Genomic DNA, 18,444 nt, shown 5'->3' on the forward strand with positions numbered 1-18,444 from the left:
ACAATATAGAAAGTGCAAGGACAGGCGACAAGGACAAGGCCTTTGAACATAGCGGGTTTTGCCTCGAACCCAGGCCGCGCCAGGGGGCGGCTTGTGCCAGAGGAGGAAAGCAGTTTCCGGTCATGCTTTCAACGCGACAGGGACCGGATCATTCACGCCAGCGCGTTTCGGCGGCTTAAGCACAAGACACAAGTGTTTGTTGAGCACGAGGGCGACAGCTATCGCACGCGCCTGACCCATTCTATCGAAGTTGCACAGGTCGCGCGAACAATCGCCGGAGCTTTGGGCTTGAACGGCGAACTGACCGAGGCCGTGGCGTTGGCGCATGATCTGGGACACACACCGTTCGGACATACCGGCGAAGATGCCCTACATGCGCTCATGGAGCCTTACGGCGGATTTGACCACAACGCACAGGCCATTCGCATCGTCACGAAGCTGGAACGCCACTATGCCGAGTTTGACGGATGCAACCTGACATGGGAGTGCCTAGAGGGGATCGCCAAGCATAACGGGCCGGTCACCGGTGATTTGCCGTGGGCACTGGCCGAGTGCAACGCGAGTTTCGATCTTGAGCTTTACACTCATGCCAGTGCCGAAGCACAAGTTGCCGCCCTTTCGGATGACATAGCCTATAACAACCATGACCTGTTGGACGGGTTGAGGGCGGGTCTGTTCACGGATGATGAAATCGGGCAATTGCCTATCGTCGGTGACTGCTATGCCGCGGTGGATCGGAGATATCCGGGTTTGGATTCTTATCGGCGCCGGCATGAGGCGCTGCGCCGTGTTTTCGGCGTCATGGTTTCCGATGTAATTGTCACGTCGCGTGGGCTGATCACGAGTTCGGGCGCGGAGACCGTCGAGGAAATTCGCAATCTTGGTTATCCGGTCATCCAGTTCTCGGGCGGTTTGTGGGCACAACTCAGGGAAATCCGCGCCTTTTTGTTCAAGCAGATGTACCGCGCGCCCAGCGTCATGGATGTGCGCGCCGAGGTAAGCAAAGTCGTGGAAGATCTGTTCCCAATCTACATGAACGATCCGAAACAGATGCCCGCGCGCTGGCATGAGGATATTGAGGCGGCCAGCGATGAAACAGCGCTGGCGCGGATTGTCTCGGACTACATTGCAGGCATGACCGACCGATTTGCCCTGCAGGATCACGCAAGGCTGGCTGGTGCCTGATCACTCGACCCCGATGTAAGCCAACGCCCAGACCTGCTGGCCCGACTGTTCGGCGGCCAGGTCGGGGTCATCGGTCGGGGGGAAGACGATCATAGTGGGGCCGTAGCCGCCAACACCCATCGGCGCACCGTCGGCGTGTGTCGCGACGATGGGTTGATGGGCGGTTATGCTGTCCCAAGGAATTTCAGACTGATAGCCATCCATGGCCATTGGCTTGGCGGTTTTTCCTTCGGCCCCGGCCATGATCAACAGGTCCGACAGGCGTGGCCCGGAAAAGGCGATGTCGCTCTGATTGTCTTCCGGGCCGTAAGGAATAGTGATTTCAACCTGCTCCAGTCCGTCCAACATGGCCGCATCAAAGCCGGCGGCTCCGTCGTGCTGAACCTCCAAGTATCCCAGCAGACCGCCATCGTTTTCACCGCGGGCTGGCAGGTTGGTTTCCGTGACCGCTCCGCCAAGGGTCAAAAGTACATGGCCTTGCGGTTCAGGCATGTCGGCCCAAAGCGGCAGGGCAGAGGTCAGAACGAAGGCGATTGGCAGGGCAAGGCGCATAGGGGTGTCTCCGGCTTGAATTTCCACCGACGTTAGCTGAGTCTACCGCTAATCCAAGCCCAAACTGATCGCTTCCATTGACCTTGCCGCTTTGCGTGGTAAACCGCCGGGCAAGCAAAAGGACATCCGAAATGAACCTGTTTTCCGAGATCCGCGGCCTCGTGCTGGACGCGCTGGCACAGATGCAGTCCGAAGGCGCATTGCCCGAGGGGCTGAGTTTTGACAACGTGGCGGTCGAACCGCCGCGCGATGCGGCGCATGGCGACATGGCAACCAACGCCGCGATGGTGCTGGCGAAACCGGCCAAGATGAAGCCGCGCGACATTGCCGACGTGTTAGCCGGAAAGCTGGCGGCGGATGCCCGGATCACCAGTGCCGAAGTTGCCGGGCCGGGCTTTTTGAACCTGCGTCTTGCGGCATCGGTGTGGCAGGGTGTGTTGGCAGCGGTGTTGGATCAGGGCACTGATTATGGCCGCTCGTCCATGGGGCATGGCCAGAAAGTGAACGTAGAGTACGTGTCCGCGAACCCCACTGGGCCACTTCATGTGGGCCATACGCGGGGTGCTGTGTTCGGAGACGCTCTGGCGAGCTTGCTGGCGTATTCGGGCCATGACGTGACCCGTGAGTATTACATCAACGACGGCGGCGCGCAGGTGGATGTACTGGCGCGGTCCGCGTATGAGCGGTATCGCGAGGCCAATGGCCTGAGCCCTGAGATTGCCGAAGGTCTCTATCCCGGTGACTATCTGATCCCGATCGGCGAGGCGCTGAAAGAGAAATACGGCGACGGCCTGATCGACAAGCCGGAAAGCGAATGGCTGGAAGAGCTGCGCGAGTTCTCGACCGACGCGATGATGGATCTGATCCGCGCGGACTTGAGGGCGCTGGGTGTCGAGATGGACGTGTTCTACTCAGAAAAGTCGCTCTACGGCACCGGCAAGATCGAGGCGGCACTACAGTCACTGACTGACAAGGGCCTGATCTACGAAGGTGTGCTTGAGCCGCCCAAAGGCAAGAAGCCCGAGGATTGGGAGCCGCGCGAGCAAACCCTGTTCAAATCGACCGAGCATGGCGATGACGTCGACCGCCCGGTTAAGAAATCGGATGGCAGCTGGACCTATTTCGCCCCGGATATCGCTTATCACTATGACAAGGTGACCCGTGGCTTTGATGCACTGATCGACGTGTTTGGTGCAGACCACGGAGGCTATGTGAAACGGATGAAGGCGGCTGTTTCCGCGCTGTCCGATGGCAAGGTGCCGCTAGATATCAAGCTGACGCAATTGGTGAAACTGTGGAAGAATGGCGAGCCGTTCAAGATGTCCAAGCGGGCAGGGAACTTTGTCACTCTGCGCGATGTGGTCGATCAAGTTGGCCCGGACGTGACCCGGTTCGTAATGCTGACCCGCAAGAACGACGCGCCGCTGGACTTCGATTTCGACAAGGTGCTGGAACAAAGCCGCGAGAACCCTGTGTTCTACGTGCAATACGCCCATGCACGTGTCATGAGCGTACTGCGCCGTGCCGCCGAGGCGGAAATCGCTACGGATGACGCGACCCTCAAGGGTGCTGATCTTGGCAAGATCGACCATGCCGCAGAGCTGACGGTGGCCAAAAAGCTGGCTGAATGGCCGCGTCTGATCGAAATTGCCGCACGCACCAATGAACCGCATCGGGTTGCCTTTTACCTGTATGAGCTGGCGGGTGACTTCCACGCGCTATGGAATAAGGGCAACGATGAAACGCAACTGCGATTCATTCAGGATGGCGATGTTGCCACAAGCCAATCAAAAATCGCATTGGCCCGGGCCGTTTCTGTTGTGATTTCAGCGGGCTTGGGTATTCTTGGCGTCACTCCGGCGCAGGAGATGCGGTAACTAACACCGCCCGACGCGCCGGTACGAGGTAGGCAAGAAATGACCCGCGCGCCACTTTTTAAGGCGCAATCGGGCGGTGAGGCGGACATGGCAAGTTACGATTACTCGGGGCAGATGCGCCCCGAGGAGATGCATTACACGAATCAGCCGCATCCTGAGGATGGGTATGAGTATCCCGACGACTCCTATGGCTATGAACAGGCTCCGCGAGGGGCAGGGCTGGGCCGTATCGTCAACGTCATGGGTGCAGTAGCGTCGCTGGCATTGGTCGCCGGGATTGGCGTCTGGGGCTTCAAACTGGTGATGCGCGACGTTAGTGGCGTGCCTGTTGTTCGCGCCATCGAAGGGCCAATGCGCATTCAGCCGGAAAACCCCGGCGGCACCCCGGCCGATCACCAGGGTCTGGCCGTCAATGCCGTGGCAGCCGTTGGAACGGCAGCACCGCCAGCAGATCGCTTGATCCTTGCGCCGCGCCCGGTTTCGCTGACAGACGAAGATACGCCTGTTGAACCGCTGAAGCCGACGCAGGCCGTGCATGTCGTCGAAGAAGAGATCTCGGATCAAGAGGCTGCGCAGCTGCGCCAGAATACAGTCGATGCCCTGGTTGCCGAATTGGCCGGTGGGGCGGCGAAAGCGAATGAACCGGCAGAGCAGGGCGTACAACTCGCCTCGTTGGCACTGCCCGAGGAAGAGCCGGCCATTGATCCTGCTGATCTGGCCGCACAATTACCGGACCCGGAACTGGCGGCACTGCCCGGTGTCCGCCGGTCCCTGCGTCCGTCCACGCGCCCAGCCCGAGCGACGCCAAGCGGGATTTCATCCAACAGCAGTACCGAAGCTGCGATCAACGCCGCTGTCAAAGCCGCCGTTGGCGTGGACGTGGATCCGAATACCCTTTCCAAAGGCACGCGCATGGCCCAGCTCGGTGCGTATGAAAGCTCGGATGTGGCCCGTGCGGAATGGGATCGCATGAATGGCCACTTTGGCGAGTATATGGCTGGAAAACAACGTGTTATCCAGAAGACCTCAAGTGGCGGTCGGACATTCTATCGTCTGCGTGTTCTTGGGTTTGATGACCTGAGCGACTCGCGTCAGTTCTGTGCCGCTCTGGTCGCACAAGGTGCAGACTGTATCCCGGTTGCCGTTCGGTGACATTCGGTGCTGCGATCACCGATGCCGAAGGGCTGCGCCTGACGTCAGAGGAAAAGAGACTATTCCAGCAGATGAACCCATTCGGGTTCATTTTGTTTGCGCGCAACATTGATACAGCTGAACAAGTTCGCGCCCTATGCGATGACTTTCGTGATGCCGTAGGGCGCAATTGCCTTATCACCATCGATCAGGAAGGTGGCCGTGTGCAGCGTCTGCGCGCGCCATTGGCACGCGAATGGATGCCGCCCCTGGATCATGTGGGCCGCGCAGGGGATCAGGCGGAACGCGCCATGTACCTGCGGTATCGACTGATCGCAAAAGAGCTATTCGAGCTTGGCATTGACAGCAACTGCGCCCCGATGGTCGATTTGGCGCGCGACGATACCCATGCGTTTTTGAAGAACCGCTGTTATGGCTCTGATCCCAAACGGGTTTCAGCTCTTGGGCGCGCGGTTGCCAAAGGCCATCTGGATGGGGGTGTGTTGCCAGTTCTCAAGCACATGCCGGGGCATGGATTGGCAACGCTGGACAGCCACCATGACCTGCCGCATGTGGACCTGACACAGGACCAGCTGGAGCAAGCGGATTTCGAACCGTTTCGGGCGCTGAACGATCTGCCGATGGGGATGACGGCGCATCTGGTTTACGATCGGATTGATCCGCAACCGGCCACAATTTCGTCTGCGATGATCGGGCTGATCCGCGACAATATCGGTTTTGACGGTCTGATCATGACTGACGATATCTCGATGAAAGCGCTGAGTGGCGCGCCCGAAGACATTGCGCGTCAGTCACTGGCCGCAGGGTGCGACGTGGTTCTGCACTGTAACGGAACGTTGGACGCGCGCGCCAAGGTGCTGGAAGCCGCCGGGGAAATGACCGCGCAGGCACAAAAGCGCGCGGAAAAGGCGTTGTCGATGCGACAGAAGCCTGTGGAACTTGACATCCAAGCGACTGAGGCTGAACTATCTGCCCTAATGGGCAGGCAGGTATATGAACGATAATCTCTTTAGCGAAGACCCGGCCTCGGTCGCGGATCGTCTTGCGGCAGAGGCGTTGATTGTTGATGTCGACGGGTTCGAAGGCCCGTTGGATGTATTGTTGACCCTGTCGCGAACCCAAAAGGTCGACCTTCGGAAAATCTCGGTTCTCGCGCTTGCGCAGCAGTATCTGTCCTTTGTGGAAAAGGCCCGCGCGCTGCGGATTGAACTGGCGGCAGACTATCTGGTCATGGCCGCATGGCTGGCCTTCCTCAAATCCCGGCTTTTGTTGCCACCGGACCCGGATGATGATGGTCCTTCGGGCGAAGAACTGGCCGCGCACCTGGCGTTCCAGTTGGAACGCCTGCAAGCCATGCGCGACTCAGCCGCGCGTCTCATGGCCCGTGATCAACTGGGGCGCGATTTCTTTAAACGCGGGCAGGGTGAGGATATCACCCGTATTCGCACCGTGACCTACTCTGCCACGCTGCTGGATCTGATGCAGGGATACGCCCGTATCCGAACTCGTGACGAGTTCCGCCCCTTTGTTATGGACCGCGATTCAGTTTTCACAATGGAACAGGCGCTAGAGCGGATGCGCCCGCTGATCGGGTTTGCCGGAGCTTGGACGGATATGGAATCCTATCTGCCCGAGGGCTGGGACGCTGACCCGGTGCGTCGCCGCTCGGCCACTGCAGCGACCTTTGCTGCCTCGCTTGAACTGGTGAAAGAAGGACATATGGAGATGAAGCAAACCGAGACGTTTGCTCCGATCCATTTGCGCAAAAGGACTGACACACGTGACTGACGAACCGCAAGACGAAGGCACCGGCACTCTGTTCGAAGCGCCACCCTTGGCGGAGCAGGAGCGCATGGTCGAGGCCGTGTTGTTCGCCAGTTCCGAACCGGTAACGATCGCCGATCTTGAGGCGCGGATGCCGCATGGCAGCGACGCGGCGCAAGCGGTTGAAATTCTGCAGAAACGGTATGAAGGCCGGGGTGTCCGTGTTGTCCGCGTGGGTGAGGCTTGGGCCATTCGAACCGCCCCCGATCTGGGCTTTCTGATGCAAAAGGAAACGGTTGAAACCCGCAAGTTGAGCCGAGCTGCCATCGAAACGCTGGCCATCGTCGCCTATCATCAGCCCTGCACCCGTGCCGAGATCGAAGAGATCCGGGGCGTCTCGGTTTCGCGCGGTACAATCGATCAACTGTTGGAAATGGAGTGGATCCGTCTGGGCCGTCGCCGGATGACACCCGGCCGTCCGGTCACCTTTGTTGTGACGCCACAGTTTCTGGATCATTTCGGGTTGGAAAATGCCCGCGATCTTCCGGGGCTCAAGGAATTGCGGGCTGCTGGGTTGCTGGAAAACCGGCCGCCCCCGGGCACGATGCCATTGGGCGAGGGGCGTGATGACAGCGAAGATGAGGACCAGACCGAGCTGTTCGAGGAAGAGTGATAACTTGGCCCTTTTGTTGCCGTTGGAATCACCTATGTTGTGGCCAAGCTGAGGAGTTGAGCAATGAATATGAATCGCATCATCGACATGATCATCCGCCAGATCATGCGGCGGGTCGTCAACAAAGGCATCGACAAAGGTTTTGATGTGGCGGGCCGGATGGGGAAGCCGAAACAAAGATCGGCTGTGCCTCATGACACGGGCGCAAATGACGATAGCAATCGTCAAGCCTAGCAGATAAGCCCGGCGCAGGGCGTAATCTGAACGTGCGCCGGTTCAAGAAATGTTAGCCAACAGCCTTGAAGTGTTTGGACAGTTTCAGCCCCTGTCCCTGATAGTTTGACGCGATGCCCGCGCCATAAAGCTGTGTCGGCATTTCGGCCATCTTCTCATAGACCAGCCTCCCGACGACCTGCCCATGTTCCAGAACAAAGGGGGCTTCGTGGCAGCGTACTTCCAGCACGCCGCGTGATCCCGTTCCGCCCGCTGCGGCGTGACCGAAGCCGGGGTCAAAAAATCCGGCATAGTGCACCCGGAATTCGCCTACCATTGCAAGGTAGGGGGCCATTTCAGCCGCATACATGGGGGGAATATGGACCGCCTCGCGGCTGACCAGGATATAGAACGCACCGGGGTCTAGGATGATGCGGCCATCGGTGGTGCGCACCTCTTCCCAGTATTCTTGCGGGTCGTATTCGCCAATCCGGTCCAAATCGATCACACCGGTATGCGGTTTGGCCCGATAGCCAACCAGATCAGTGTCGGGCAATTGCAGGTCGACCGAGAATCCCAGCCCATCCTGAATGACCGCCGGTCCGTCGACCAGTGGCGAGTCGTTGTGCAGCGCGGTCAGTTCCGCGTCGCTGAGCACCGCCTGACCCTGACGAAAACGAATCTGGTTCAGCCGCATGCCCGGCCGCACCAGAACCGAGAATGAGCGTGGACAGATCTCGGCAAAAAGCGGCCCGGTATAGCCTGCCGGTACGCGGTCAAACTCGGTGCCACCATCGGTGATCGTGCGGGTCAGAAGATCCAGCCGCCCGGTCGAGCTTTTGGCATTTGCCACCGCGCTGGTATCGGCGGGCAGGGCTAGTGATTCCATCAGCGGCACCAGATAGACGCAGCCTTTTTCCAGAACGGCTCCGCCGGTGATGTCGATGCGGTGCATCTCAAACTCGGCCAGACGATCCGCGACCGTGCGTCCTTCGCCGGACAGAAACGAGGCGCGGACCCGGTAAGCAACTGTACCTAAACGTAAATCAAGGCTAGCGGGTTGAATTTGCGCCGGGATAACCTCGGGGCTGGCGGTGATCTCACCGCGGCCGATCATCGCCTCGATCTGTTGGTTGGGACATACACCTGTCATTCCGATCCCCTCTGTTGCCAGAGCGGGATCTGGCCTGTCTGCCATAAACGTCGGTGTGATTTGGTCGGGCTAGCAGGACTCGAACCTGCGACCTTCCGTCCCCCAGACGGACGCGCTACCAGGCTGCGCCATAGCCCGACGTTGAGGTGTTCATAAAGACTTTCCCGGCGGGGGCAAGAGGAAATCATCGCCTTTTTTCTTATCCTGCCGACCGGTTCTCAATTCGGTTGATGACAGCGCGCAAGTCCTTGGCGATTGGTGCAATCCGACGCAGAAGATCGTTGTCAAACTCGGTCCGTTCCCACGCTTGTGTGGCGATGCCGCCCATCAGGGGGGCTTCATCCAGATACTCGGGCGCAGGCTGTGGTGGCTCTGCTTGTGGTTGCTGCGGGGCAGGCGTGGGCGTCTCGGCCTGAGGAGCTTGTTCCGCTGGCGCGGTCGCCTCGGCCACCGGTGCTGGATCGCCTAGGTCCAGATCAATCTGATCGCTGGGCGTGGCAGATTTGGCGGAGAAGGGCACGACAACGGTGTCGTCTGCCGGGGCGCTTTCAGGCGCAGCGGGCTCATCCAGGCTGGGCGACAGCGAGGAAACATAGGCCACGCCTTGTTCACGCAGGATGCGCTGGACACCTTTGATGGTGATCCCGTCCTCGTGCAGCAGTTTCTTGATACCGCCCAAAAGGCGCATATCGTTTGGCCGGTAATACCTGCGGCCACCCGCGCGTTTGACGGGTTTTACCTGGCTGAAACGGCTTTCCCAGAAGCGCAGGACATGAGCTTGAACGCCCAACCAGTCCGCAACTTCACTTATTGTGCGAAAGGCGTCGGGGGACTTGCTCATGACCGTTTCGTCCCGAATTTACTTGCGATTCCCTGCGGCGACGCGATCCTTCATCAGGTGCGACGGGCGGAACGTCAGGACGCGGCGAGGCTGAATTGGCACCTCTTCGCCGGTTTTTGGATTACGGCCGATGCGGGCGGTTTTGTCCCGAACACTGAACGTACCAAACGATGAAATCTTGACCTGTTCACCTTGGACCAGTGCGTCCGACATGTGGTTTAAGACGCTTTCGACAAGCTGCGCACTTTCATTACGTGAAAGGCCAACCTCGCGGAAAACAGCCTCGCTCAGATCCATTCGCGTCAGTGTTTTATCGCCCATACCATTTCCCCTGTTGATATAAGAGAATATGGTGATGGCAAATTCGCTGTCAATATCAATGAATTGCACGAGGCTGTGTAAGCCGTTTTGCGCCGGTTACCAGCGCAGAACCACCGCGCCCCAGGCCAGGCCGCCACCGATAGCCTCGGTCACGATCAGATCGCCGGTCTTGATCTGGCCCCGTTGTTTGCCCACTGACAGGGCCAGAGGAATCGATGCGGCAGACGTGTTGCCATGATCCTGGACCGTTACGACGACGTTATCCATCGGCAGGCCCATTTTCTTAGCAGTGCCCTGAATGATGCGGATGTTGGCCTGATGTGGCACGATCCAATCGACGTCCGCGTTGGTCAGACCGGCACGCCCCAGGGCGGTTTCTGCAGTTTTCGCCAGCTTTTCGACCGCGTGGCGGAACACCTGATTGCCCTGCATCCGCAGATGCCCAGTCGATTGGGTCGACACACCGCCGTCGACATAGAGCAAATCCTTGTAGCGTCCGTCAGAATTCAGGTCGGTCGAAAGAATGCCGCGATCCTGCGCGGTTCCTTCGCTGTCCTGCAGCTCAAGAATCAACGCGCCGGCACCGTCGCCAAACAGCACACAGGTGGATCGATCTGTCCAATCCATGATGCGCGAAAACGTCTCGGCGCCGATGACCAGCACACGTTTGGCCTGACCGGACACGATCAAAGCGTTGGCGTTGCTGAGGGCAAAGACAAAGCCAGCACAGACGGCTTGCACGTCAAACGCGAATCCATGGGTCATGCCCAGGCGCGCCTGCACCATCGTCGCGGCAGAAGGGAAAGTCAGGTCAGCCGTTGATGTCGCCAGAATGATGGCGTCGATATCCTCGGCCTTCAGGCCAGCATCGGCCAGGGCGGCCAAGGCAGCGTTGGTCGCCAGATCGGACGTGGTTTCGCCATCAGCAGCAAAGTGGCGGCGTTCGATTCCCGAGCGAGCTTTGATCCACTCGTCCGACGTATCTAGCGTCTTTTCAAATTCAGAGTTCGGAACGATGCGCTCTGGCAAATAGTGTCCGACACCTACAACAACTGAACGGCCTGCCATTTGGGGGTACTGCCTTTATTGTTATTCGCCCGCCTTTGGCGGTACGTGCGCGGCATCTTGTGCAAGCTGGGCTGTCGATGCAACCCGTGCCGCCAATTTTTCGGCAAAACCCGACTCGGCCAGGGTAAAGGCCAGTTTGATCGCCGCCGAAACTCCGGTGGCATCTGCGCCACCATGTGATTTGACCACGGTTCCGTTGAGGCCAAGGAAGACACCGCCATTCACGCGGCGTGGGTCGATGCGTTTCTTCAACCGTTGCAGCGAGGTGATGGCCAAAACCGATGCGAGCCGGGACAGGGGGGAATATTTGAAGGCCTCGCGCAACAGATCACCGATCAGGCTGGCCGTGCCTTCGCCGGTTTTGATCGCGACGTTTCCGGTAAAGCCATCGGTAACAATGACATCCGCCTTGTCGCCGGGAATGTCGCTGCCTTCCACGAAGCCTACGAAGTCAAAATTCGCCTGCTCTGCGAATTCCGTGATCATCGCGTGGGCTTCTTTCAGTTCGGCCCGACCTTTGTGTTCTTCGGTGCCGACATTCAGCAAACCGATCCGGGGCCGATCCAGCGCCATGCCGTTGCGGGCATAAGACGCCCCCATCAGCGCATATTGCAGCAGATCTTTGGCGTCGGCCCGCACATCGGCGCCGACATCCAGCATTACGTTGAACCCTTGCGGGTTGCGCGACGGCCACAGAATCGCAATTGCCGGGCGGTTCACACCTGGCAATTTGCGCAAACGCATCATCGACAGTGCCATCAGCGCGCCGGTATTGCCGCAGGAAACTGCGCCGTGGGCTTCGCCTTTGCGCACTGATTCCAGTGTCGACCACATTGACGTCTGCTTGCCGCTGCGGACGACCTGACTGGGCTTGTCCTCCATCGTGACTACGTCAGGGCAATCACGAAAAACGACGCGTCCCTGCAGGACACGCCGTTTGGCGACAAGTTTGCGCAGCTTTTGCTCGGGCCCGTGCAGAACGAAGGCGATATCGGGGTTCTTATTTGCCGATTTGGCAATGCCCGCAACAACAGTCGCGGGCCCCGAATCTCCGCCCATAGCGTCAACCGAGATGGTAATCCGTCCGGTTTGCGTGGGCTGTTCCGTCATGCCTTGGCCTACGAGTTATGAGGCTTAGGCCGCGTCTTCGTCCAGGTCGATTTCGTCGGCCTGAGCGACGACTTCACGGTCATCATAATGGCCGCAGGACGCGCAGACGTGGTGCGGGCGCTTCAGTTCGCCACAGTTTGCGCATTCGTTCGGGTTTGCAGCAACCAGAGCGTCATGTGCGCGGCGATTGTTGCGGCGCGACTTGGAAACTTTGTTCTGTTGGACAGCCATGGTCTCAACCTTTGTCTATTAAGGGTCAGCAGATTCGCTGCTGGCCGGGTTTCATTCTTCGTTTTTCTAGTGGTTTGACGCGCGTTTAGGGGACGGGCCCCGCAATGTCCAACCCAAATTCCGTTGAGCGCGCGAAAATACTGCGATTCTCGGCATGTTCAAGCGATTTTTCTGGAGGCCTGCTATGACAGGAAAACAGACCTATGTCACTCGTCTTTTTTCAAAGCATCGCGCAAATTCGCCAGTCCGGCAAAGGGCTTTGCGTCTTCGTCCGTCATCGCCTGTTTGCCCGGCTCAGTATAGCCGGCCTGTTCCAATTCTGCGCCGTCCTTCCGTGGGTATTGGGGCAGGGCAAGCGACAGCGCCTCAATCATCACCGATGCGGGGTCGATTTCCGCGCCCAGCGCTTCGGTCTCATCGCCTTCGGGGATTTCGAATTCAGGCTCGTCGGGGTTTTGCCAGTCTTTCAGATAGACCCGTGATACAGGAATATCGATGCGCGTGGTTACGGGTTCAAGCGTCACGACACAGGGTTGAATCACCGTCGCCCCCAGTTTTCCGGCAAGAATCCAATCGCGTTTACCTTGTGCCCTTACGTCACCCACAAAGCTGAGCTTGCGCAGGCCCAACAATCCCAGTTCGGTTTTGATCGCGTCCAGGCCCTTGCTATCGGGGCGCAGATCAAACGGCGTGGGCGCGTTTTGGGGCAGGTCGGCCACCCGCAGAGATGTATTAGTCGTCATTCGTGACCCTTTCGTGTGTTGAACCGGGGCTGCGGTTTATGTAATCGGATAGGGTCCGCAAGGTCCCAAGGCAAGAGGATGTAAATGTTGAAGGTTGTGAACAGGTTGAAACCGGCGTCCAAAAGGCTTGTCTTTGCGGCCTGTTTGGTTGCGGCTGGCGCTTGCACGCCAATCTTCAAGAATCACGGATACGTCCCGCCGGCTGACCAACTGGCTGAGATCAAAGTGGGCGTCGATACCCGCGACAGCGTTGTTGAATCAATCGGAGCGCCCACCTCTGCCGGGCTGGTGAAGGATTCGGGTTTTTACTATGTCCGCTCTCGCGTGCGCCACTACGGTCCGAAGCGCCCCGAAGTGGTGTCGCGCGAACTGGTTGCGATCAGCTTTGACCAGCGTGGTGTTGTGCGGAACATAGAACGTTTTGGTCTTGAAGATGGATATGTGGTGGTACTGGACCGCCGCGTGACCGAATCCAGCGTTCAGAACCGTGGCTTCCTGCGCCAGCTGCTGGGCAATATCGGCAACTTCAACCCTGCGAACATTCCGGGCGCGAATTAAGTCTGCACTGCCTCTTGCGACGGTCACAGGACAGTCACATGTTCTGTGGTAGAACCGTTGCAACATGAAGCAGGTCAGCAACCGCGGAGGATGCGACCATGGCATTATTGCTGGGCAAGGGCAGATACCGGGCTCGTTTGGCGCAGTCCCCTCAGGATGTGGCGGCGGCGCAGAAACTGCGAACTCTGGCATTCGGGACGGATCAGATTGACCGGGATGAATTTGATCCGGTCTGCGCGCATATCCTTGTTGAAGATTCGCGCTCCGATGGACGGCTGGTGTGTTGTTTCAGAATGCTGACAATGGAGCACGGGGCCGAGGTTGACAGCAGTTATTCTGCCCAGTTCTATGATCTGTCTGCACTCAAAGGGTTCGACGGCCGCATGGTCGAAATGGGCCGTTTCTGCATTCACCCGGAATGGACAGACCCTGATATCCTGCGGGTCGCCTGGGGGGCGATGACCAATTACGTGGACGAGAACAACGTCAAGATGTTGTTCGGCTGTTCATCCTTTGCAGGAACCGAAACGGTCGAGTATCTGGACGCTTTTGCCATGTTGAAGCAACGGCATTTGGCGCCAAAGCGTTGGTTGCCGCGGGTCAAGGCCCCCGATGTATTCAAGTTTGCTTCTCGCTTGCGGCGCAGGCCTGACGTTAAAAAGGCGATGTCGCGGATGCCTCCATTGTTGCGCACCTATCTGATGATGGGCGGCTGGGTCAGTGACCATGCGGTGGTGGATCGGCATATGAATACGCTGCATGTATTCACCGGGCTTGAGATCGGAGCGATCCCCCCGGCCCGTAAACGGTTGCTGCGCGCAGTGGTCCGCTAGATTGAGTATTTTCGAAAAGGTGAAACAGGGACGTTGACGCCTTGTGCCCACCGGTTTAGCTGGCGGCATGGCGAGAATTCCTTTGTTGCAGATGTCCGGCATATCCCTGACTTTCGGGGGCGATCCGGTGTTTTCGGGGCTGGACCTGGTGGTTCAGCCGGGCGACCGCGTGGCCTTGGTTGGGAGAAACGGGTCGGGAAAGTCGACCCTGATGAAAGTCATGGCAGGTCTGGTCGAGCCTGATCAGGGTGACATCGTGGTGCCGCCCGGAAAATCTGTTGGCTACATGGAGCAGGACCCCGGCATGGAAGGGTTCGCGACATTGGGCGATTACGCGTCCAGCGGATTGGAACCGGGTGAGCTGTACAAGGTCGAACGCGCGGGCGAGGGGCTGAAGTTCGATCCCTCCCGCCCGGTTGAAACCGCTTCGGGTGGCGAGCGTCGCCGGGCGGCATTGGCCAAGCTGATGGCCGAAGCGCCAGACCTGATGCTGCTGGACGAGCCGACGAACCATCTGGATATCGAAGCAATTGCCTGGCTCGAACGCGAACTGGGATCGACCCGAGCAGCCTTTGTTCTGATTTCACATGACCGTGCGTTTTTACGCGCGTTGACCCGCGCGACGTTGTGGATCGACCGCGGCATGGTACGGCGGCAGGAGCAAGGGTTCGAGGCTTTTGAAACCTGGCGCGACAAGATTTGGGAAGAAGAGGATCAGCAGCGTCACAAGCTGAATCGTCTGATCAAGTCCGAGGCCAAATGGGCTGTCGAAGGTATCAGTGCACGGCGCAAGCGAAATCAGGGCCGGGTGCGGGCTTTGCAGGCTTTGCGCGCTGAAAAGGCTGCGCAGATCAAGCGTCAGGGATCAGCGGCAATGTCGCTGGAAGGCGGACCAAAGTCTGGGCGAAAAGTGATTGAAGCCAAGGGTTTGTCCAAGACCTTTGGCACGCATCAGATCGTTAGAAACTTTGATCTTCTGGCACAACGTGGGGATCGCGTGGCTTTTGTCGGGCCCAACGGTGTGGGCAAGACGACGTTGCTTAAGATGTTGCTCGGACAGGAACAGCCCGATGAGGGGACGGTGACGCTGGGCACCAACCTTGAGATTGCGGTGTTCGATCAGGCCCGCGCGCAGCTGGACCCCGAAATGACCCTGTGGGACAGCCTGACCGGGGACCCCGAAATGCGGGTGTCAGGCAAAGCGGATCAAGTGATGGTTGGGGGTCAGCCCAAGCACGTGGTTGGTTACCTCAAGGAATTCCTGTTTGATGATGCGCAAGCAAGAGCCGCTGTTAAGTCATTGTCAGGTGGGGAAAAAGCGCGTTTGCTGTTGGCGAAACTGATGGCCAAGTCCTCGAACCTTTTAGTGCTGGACGAACCGACCAACGATCTGGACGTTGAAACGCTGGACCTGTTGCAGGAACTGCTCGACGACTATGACGGCACCGTCCTGCTGGTCAGCCACGATCGGGATTTTCTGGACCGCGTTGCCACCACCACGATTGCGATGGAGGGCAATGGCCGCGCGACCGTTTATGCGGGCGGTTGGTCGGACTACATCGCGCAACGGGGTGACGTAGCGGAAAAGAAAGCTGAAAAAGCAAAGACTTCGAAGTCAAAGCAAAAGCAAGAGGCGCAGCCGAAATCAGGACTATCTTTCTCGGAAAAGCATCGGCTTGAGAAATTGCCTGCCGAGATTGCCCGCCTAGAGGCCGAAATCGGCAAGCTGGAAGAGCTTATGTCAGATCCTGAGCTGTTCACCCGTGAACCAGTCAAGTTCCAGAAGGCGACCGAGGCGCTGGTCGAACGGCAAGAGAAACTGGCCGCCGCAGAAGAAGAGTGGCTGGTGCTTGAGGAAAAGGCCGAGGGCGCTTAGGGGCGCGTCAACGGTTGGGCAGGGTTGCCGACAACCGCTTCTCCGGCCGCGACGTCTTTGGTCACAACGCTGCCTGCGCCAATAATGGCGTTGTCGCCGATGGTGACGCCGGGCATCACGATGGCACCTCCGCCAACCCAGACGTTTCGGCCAATGGTCACCGGTATCCCGATTTCCAAACCTTTTGCACGCTCAACGGGGTCTTTGGCGTGCTGCGCGCAATAGATCTGTGCGTGTGGGCCAAACATTGTGTCATCACCGATCCGAACCTGAGCGGTGTCCAAAATCACGCAGCCCGCGTTGAAATAGACCCGCGCGCCGAAGTGGATGTTAAGCCCGTAGGCGCAATGAAACGGAGCCTCGAGTAAGCAGCCTGGCCCGACGCCTGCGAACAACGCTCGCAGCTCGGGTGCCATGGCACCACGGGCATCAGGAGGGCAGGTGTTATGCGTGTGGACTGCAAGCCGGGCACGGGTGCGCAGCGCCTCAAGTTCCGGGTCCAGGCAGTTATACCACTGCCCGGACTGCATCTTTTCCCGCTCTGTCATGGGACAGGCTTAACGCATACGAAGGGCGCCGTCGATGCGGATGACTTCTCCGTTCAAGTAGCCCATCTCGACAATGAAACCCGCCAACCGCCCGTATTCGTTCGGATCGCCGAGGCGGGCAGGGTTGGGGACATCTGCCGCCAGTTGTTGTTGTACTTCTTCAGGCAGGCCCGCCAGCATCGGCGTCATGAAAATTCCCGGAGCGATGGTCATTACGCGCACTCCGGTCGAGGCCAGATCACGCGCCATCGGCAGCGTCATGCCAACGACGCCGCCCTTCGAGGCTGCATAGGCCGCTTGGCCCTTTTGCCCGTCGAAGGCTGCGATTGAAGCCGTGTTGATGATTACTCCGCGCGCGCCGTCCGGTTCGGGATCATTCTTTGCCATCTCAGCTGCGGCCAGGCGCGAAACGTTGAACGTGCCCACCAGATTGATGTCGATTGTGCGCTGAAACGCGTCCAACGGGTGGGGGCCATCCTTGCCGACTGTCTTGATCCCATATGCGATCCCGGCGCAGTTCACCGCAGCCGTAATGCGGCCCATCTTGCCCTTAGCGTGCTCGATGGCCGCCGCAACCGATTCTTCATCGGTTACATCTGTTTGTACGAAATGCCCGCCGATGTCCTCGGCGACCTTGGGGCCACGCTCGGCGTCGCGATCCAGGATCGTGACCTGCGCGCCTTGTTCGGCGAAGTACCGAGCCGTCGCCTCACCCAACCCCGACGCCCCGCCGGTGATAATTGTGGCTGAATTTGAAAGTTGCATTAGGCGACCTCTCAAGATTTTGACATTTTCCCGCCTCATTAAACTTTGCGGCTTGGGTAGATGTTGTATATTCACGACAAGAGATCGTCACAACTAGTGCCGTGATCATTGTAACGAGTTGTGGCGAGCCTTCATTAACGCATCTTTAGCGGGAACTTACCTGCGCTTCATTTGCGGCTCCCACAGTGTAACCGAAGACCCTGACGCACCTGGGTATTAAGGCGCAAGGAGCTAAGTGATGCGAATTAAACTGAAATCCACTGTTTCGGCATTGGTGGCCTCTCCATTCATAGGAGCTATGATAGTAACCACTGCGTATGCTGCGACGGATGTGTGCAATGCGAGAACTGCGCGGATAGCAGCCAACGCCGGCGACTATCAGACGCTTTGTGATTGTACGCACGTGACACCCAGTTTTTTGAAGCGGCTACAAACACGGTCAGATTTCGAATCAACACTAGCTTACACTGGCGAACAATGCCCGGGTTTGGCCGTATTGTTGACGGATTTGGAGACAGCTTCAGTCCGCGGAAATTCGGCACGAGGTGGCGAAGATCGGGACAGCGATCAAATTGCACAAGCTGACCCAAGCCCGCGCGGTGAGTCTGGTTCTGGCGATACCAGCAGTAGTTCGACCGGAGGTACCAACAACGGTGGCGGAAGCAACAGCCCTGGCGGTGGCGGAAGCAACAGCCCTGGCGGTGGCGGAAGCAACAGCCCTGGCGATGGCGGAAGCAACAGCCCTGGCGGCGGTGGAAGCGACAGCCCTGGCGGCGGTGGCGAAAGCAACAGCCCAGGTGGCGGCAACGATGGCGGCGGCAATGATGGCGGCGGCAACGATGGTGGCGGCAACGATGGCGGCGGCAACGATGGCGGCGGCAATGATGGCGGCGGCAATGATGGCGGCGGCAACGATGGCGGCGGCAATGATGGCGGCGGCAACGATGGTGGCGGCAACGATGGCGGCGGCAACGATGGCGG

General features: G+C 58.7%; 21 protein-coding genes and 1 tRNA gene. 11 read left to right on the forward strand and 11 right to left on the reverse strand.

Annotated features, from left to right (window positions below; all coding sequences use genetic code 11):
• Window positions 1-42 precede the first annotated feature (42 nt).
• Window positions 43-1,185, forward strand: a complete 1,143-nt coding sequence (locus tag AC2FFP_RS10310; protein ID WP_496767039.1) for a deoxyguanosinetriphosphate triphosphohydrolase — start codon at window positions 43-45, stop codon at window positions 1,183-1,185.
• Here the strand turns inward: AC2FFP_RS10310 and AC2FFP_RS10315 are convergent, their stop codons facing one another.
• The gene (locus tag AC2FFP_RS10315; RefSeq protein WP_496735764.1) at window positions 1,186-1,737 is read right to left on the reverse strand and encodes a putative pterin-binding protein; all 552 of its coding nucleotides are present in this window, start codon (window positions 1,735-1,737) and stop codon (window positions 1,186-1,188) included. It lies immediately after the preceding gene.
• Between the two features lie 131 nt (window positions 1,738-1,868).
• Here AC2FFP_RS10315 and argS point away from each other — a divergent pair, with 131 nt between their 5' ends.
• The 6 genes from argS (at window position 1,869) to AC2FFP_RS10345 (ending at window position 7,437) form a co-directional block, all read left to right on the forward strand.
• The gene (argS, locus tag AC2FFP_RS10320; protein ID WP_496767040.1) at window positions 1,869-3,614 is read left to right on the forward strand and encodes an arginine--tRNA ligase; all 1,746 of its coding nucleotides are present in this window, start codon (window positions 1,869-1,871) and stop codon (window positions 3,612-3,614) included.
• 39 nt (window positions 3,615-3,653) lie between these two features.
• Window positions 3,654-4,766 (forward strand): SPOR domain-containing protein, encoded by a 1,113-nt coding sequence (locus AC2FFP_RS10325; RefSeq protein WP_496767041.1) that lies wholly within the window; start codon window positions 3,654-3,656, stop codon window positions 4,764-4,766.
• Window positions 4,763-5,770, forward strand: a complete 1,008-nt coding sequence (gene nagZ, locus AC2FFP_RS10330; RefSeq protein ID WP_496738383.1) for a beta-N-acetylhexosaminidase — start codon at window positions 4,763-4,765, stop codon at window positions 5,768-5,770. The genes AC2FFP_RS10325 and nagZ overlap by 4 nt, the downstream gene beginning before the upstream one ends.
• Window positions 5,760-6,554 (forward strand): segregation and condensation protein A, encoded by a 795-nt coding sequence (locus tag AC2FFP_RS10335; RefSeq protein WP_113789426.1) that lies wholly within the window; start codon window positions 5,760-5,762, stop codon window positions 6,552-6,554. Before nagZ ends, AC2FFP_RS10335 begins: the two co-directional genes overlap by 11 nt.
• Complete coding sequence (scpB, locus tag AC2FFP_RS10340) at window positions 6,547-7,203, forward strand: SMC-Scp complex subunit ScpB (protein ID WP_282151414.1); 657 nt, start codon at window positions 6,547-6,549, stop codon at window positions 7,201-7,203. The genes AC2FFP_RS10335 and scpB overlap by 8 nt, the downstream gene beginning before the upstream one ends.
• A gap of 63 nt (window positions 7,204-7,266) precedes the next feature.
• Window positions 7,267-7,437: a hypothetical protein gene (locus AC2FFP_RS10345; protein ID WP_496735757.1), complete on the forward strand. Its 171-nt coding sequence runs from the start codon at window positions 7,267-7,269 to the stop codon at window positions 7,435-7,437.
• A 52-nt stretch (window positions 7,438-7,489) separates the two neighbouring features.
• Here AC2FFP_RS10345 and AC2FFP_RS10350 read toward each other — a convergent pair whose 3' ends face one another.
• The 8 genes from AC2FFP_RS10350 to AC2FFP_RS10385 form a co-directional block, all read right to left on the reverse strand.
• Window positions 7,490-8,569, reverse strand: coding sequence for a 2'-deoxycytidine 5'-triphosphate deaminase (locus AC2FFP_RS10350; RefSeq protein WP_496881005.1), 1,080 nt, complete (start codon window positions 8,567-8,569; stop codon window positions 7,490-7,492).
• Between the two features lie 61 nt (window positions 8,570-8,630).
• Window positions 8,631-8,707, reverse strand: a tRNA-Pro gene (locus AC2FFP_RS10355).
• 61 nt (window positions 8,708-8,768) lie between these two features.
• Window positions 8,769-9,410: a MerR family transcriptional regulator gene (locus AC2FFP_RS10360; protein ID WP_496881006.1), complete on the reverse strand. Its 642-nt coding sequence runs from the start codon at window positions 9,408-9,410 to the stop codon at window positions 8,769-8,771.
• Window positions 9,411-9,428: 18 nt separating this feature from the next.
• Entirely contained in the window at window positions 9,429-9,731 is a 303-nt protein-coding gene (gene ihfA, locus AC2FFP_RS10365; RefSeq protein WP_496723238.1) for an integration host factor subunit alpha, read from the reverse strand.
• Between the two features lie 96 nt (window positions 9,732-9,827).
• Window positions 9,828-10,799: a beta-ketoacyl-ACP synthase III gene (locus AC2FFP_RS10370; RefSeq protein WP_109311337.1), complete on the reverse strand. Its 972-nt coding sequence runs from the start codon at window positions 10,797-10,799 to the stop codon at window positions 9,828-9,830.
• A 21-nt stretch (window positions 10,800-10,820) separates the two neighbouring features.
• Entirely contained in the window at window positions 10,821-11,909 is a 1,089-nt protein-coding gene (gene plsX, locus AC2FFP_RS10375) for a phosphate acyltransferase PlsX (protein WP_496723236.1), read from the reverse strand.
• 24 nt (window positions 11,910-11,933) lie between these two features.
• The gene (gene rpmF / locus AC2FFP_RS10380) at window positions 11,934-12,140 is read right to left on the reverse strand and encodes a 50S ribosomal protein L32 (protein ID WP_037316137.1); all 207 of its coding nucleotides are present in this window, start codon (window positions 12,138-12,140) and stop codon (window positions 11,934-11,936) included.
• A gap of 206 nt (window positions 12,141-12,346) precedes the next feature.
• Window positions 12,347-12,883: a YceD family protein gene (locus tag AC2FFP_RS10385; RefSeq protein WP_058274498.1), complete on the reverse strand. Its 537-nt coding sequence runs from the start codon at window positions 12,881-12,883 to the stop codon at window positions 12,347-12,349.
• An 84-nt stretch (window positions 12,884-12,967) separates the two neighbouring features.
• On the opposite strand from AC2FFP_RS10385, the gene AC2FFP_RS10390 reads away from it, so the two are divergent.
• The 3 genes from AC2FFP_RS10390 (at window position 12,968) to AC2FFP_RS10400 (ending at window position 16,150) form a co-directional block, all read left to right on the forward strand.
• A complete protein-coding gene (locus AC2FFP_RS10390; RefSeq protein WP_496844198.1) occupies window positions 12,968-13,441 on the forward strand; it encodes an outer membrane protein assembly factor BamE in 474 nt (157 codons plus the stop codon).
• Between the two features lie 98 nt (window positions 13,442-13,539).
• On the forward strand, window positions 13,540-14,274 hold the full coding sequence (locus AC2FFP_RS10395) for a GNAT family N-acetyltransferase (protein ID WP_496767046.1): 735 nt from the start codon (window positions 13,540-13,542) through the stop codon (window positions 14,272-14,274).
• 67 nt (window positions 14,275-14,341) lie between these two features.
• Window positions 14,342-16,150, forward strand: coding sequence for an ABC-F family ATP-binding cassette domain-containing protein (locus tag AC2FFP_RS10400; protein WP_496844200.1), 1,809 nt, complete (start codon window positions 14,342-14,344; stop codon window positions 16,148-16,150).
• Here AC2FFP_RS10400 and AC2FFP_RS10405 read toward each other — a convergent pair.
• Entirely contained in the window at window positions 16,147-16,698 is a 552-nt protein-coding gene (locus AC2FFP_RS10405; protein WP_496844201.1) for a sugar O-acetyltransferase, read from the reverse strand. The genes AC2FFP_RS10400 and AC2FFP_RS10405 overlap by 4 nt on opposite strands.
• A 9-nt stretch (window positions 16,699-16,707) precedes the next feature.
• Window positions 16,708-17,463: a 3-hydroxyacyl-CoA dehydrogenase gene (locus AC2FFP_RS10410; protein ID WP_496779219.1), complete on the reverse strand. Its 756-nt coding sequence runs from the start codon at window positions 17,461-17,463 to the stop codon at window positions 16,708-16,710.
• A gap of 499 nt (window positions 17,464-17,962) precedes the next feature.
• On the opposite strand from AC2FFP_RS10410, the gene AC2FFP_RS10415 reads away from it, so the two are divergent.
• A partial coding sequence (locus AC2FFP_RS10415) for a hypothetical protein (protein WP_496881007.1) occupies window positions 17,963-18,444 on the forward strand: 482 nt, incomplete at its 3' end.

Source organism: Ruegeria sp. YTSC004, from assembly GCF_059609805.1.

Excerpts from the sequence above, each read along its gene's own strand:
- AC2FFP_RS10390 (WP_496844198.1), top strand. The coding sequence starts at position 12,968 with ATGTTGAAGGTTGTGAACAGGTTGAAACCGGCGTCCAAAAGGCTTGTC.
- AC2FFP_RS10395 (WP_496767046.1), top strand. The coding sequence starts at position 13,540 with ATGGCATTATTGCTGGGCAAGGGCAGATACCGGGCTCGTTTGGCGCAG.
- ihfA (WP_496723238.1), bottom strand. The coding sequence starts at position 9,731 with ATGGGCGATAAAACACTGACGCGAATGGATCTGAGCGAGGCTGTTTTC.
- AC2FFP_RS10370 (WP_109311337.1), bottom strand. The coding sequence starts at position 10,799 with ATGGCAGGCCGTTCAGTTGTTGTAGGTGTCGGACACTATTTGCCAGAG.
- AC2FFP_RS10325 (WP_496767041.1), top strand. The coding sequence starts at position 3,654 with ATGACCCGCGCGCCACTTTTTAAGGCGCAATCGGGCGGTGAGGCGGAC.
- AC2FFP_RS10410 (WP_496779219.1), bottom strand. The coding sequence starts at position 17,463 with ATGCAACTTTCAAATTCAGCCACAATTATCACCGGCGGGGCGTCGGGG.
- AC2FFP_RS10385 (WP_058274498.1), bottom strand. The coding sequence starts at position 12,883 with ATGACGACTAATACATCTCTGCGGGTGGCCGACCTGCCCCAAAACGCG.
- plsX (WP_496723236.1), bottom strand. The coding sequence starts at position 11,909 with ATGACGGAACAGCCCACGCAAACCGGACGGATTACCATCTCGGTTGAC.
- argS (WP_496767040.1), top strand. The coding sequence starts at position 1,869 with ATGAACCTGTTTTCCGAGATCCGCGGCCTCGTGCTGGACGCGCTGGCA.
- rpmF (WP_037316137.1), bottom strand. The coding sequence starts at position 12,140 with ATGGCTGTCCAACAGAACAAAGTTTCCAAGTCGCGCCGCAACAATCGC.
- AC2FFP_RS10405 (WP_496844201.1), bottom strand. The coding sequence starts at position 16,698 with ATGACAGAGCGGGAAAAGATGCAGTCCGGGCAGTGGTATAACTGCCTG.
- AC2FFP_RS10345 (WP_496735757.1), top strand. The coding sequence starts at position 7,267 with ATGAATATGAATCGCATCATCGACATGATCATCCGCCAGATCATGCGG.
- AC2FFP_RS10360 (WP_496881006.1), bottom strand. The coding sequence starts at position 9,410 with ATGAGCAAGTCCCCCGACGCCTTTCGCACAATAAGTGAAGTTGCGGAC.
- AC2FFP_RS10400 (WP_496844200.1), top strand. The coding sequence starts at position 14,342 with ATGGCGAGAATTCCTTTGTTGCAGATGTCCGGCATATCCCTGACTTTC.
- AC2FFP_RS10335 (WP_113789426.1), top strand. The coding sequence starts at position 5,760 with ATGAACGATAATCTCTTTAGCGAAGACCCGGCCTCGGTCGCGGATCGT.
- AC2FFP_RS10315 (WP_496735764.1), bottom strand. The coding sequence starts at position 1,737 with ATGCGCCTTGCCCTGCCAATCGCCTTCGTTCTGACCTCTGCCCTGCCG.
- AC2FFP_RS10350 (WP_496881005.1), bottom strand. The coding sequence starts at position 8,569 with ATGACAGGTGTATGTCCCAACCAACAGATCGAGGCGATGATCGGCCGC.